Origin of the sequence: Fulvivirga aurantia, assembly GCF_009711475.1 — a bacterium.
In the GTDB taxonomy this organism is placed as follows: domain Bacteria; phylum Bacteroidota; class Bacteroidia; order Cytophagales; family Cyclobacteriaceae; genus Fulvivirga; species Fulvivirga aurantia.
The window spans coordinates 1-280 of record NZ_SMMD01000037.1 but is presented as its reverse complement, the minus strand read 5'-3'; the positions used below and the strand labels follow the sequence as shown (position 1 = coordinate 280).

Annotated in this window: 1 pseudogene; it reads right to left on the bottom strand. The window is 35.7% G+C overall.

The annotated features are described in order from the left end of the window. Positions 1 to 88: 88 nt before the first annotated feature. A pseudogene (locus E1176_RS00035) lies at positions 89 to 280 on the bottom strand (site-specific integrase); the annotation flags it as partial.

Here is a 280-nt window from a genome sequence, read left to right as displayed (position 1 = left end):
TTGCTTCCACTCGATTTTAGAAAAATTATGCTGTGACGAGTACATGCTAAAAGACATCTTATCGTTTGTAGTTTGGACATTCTCGTTGTCAGATTTTACCCCAGGTATTATCCATTTCAGATTTCTTAACATCATCAGCGATTTTTACATATTTCTTAAATGAAGACTCCTTCTTGTGGCCGGTTATATTTCTTACAACAAGCTCTTTCATTCCAAATATTAGTGAGTTAGTAACAAAGGTTTTGCGGGCTACATGGCTAGTAATAAGTCGATGCTTTGG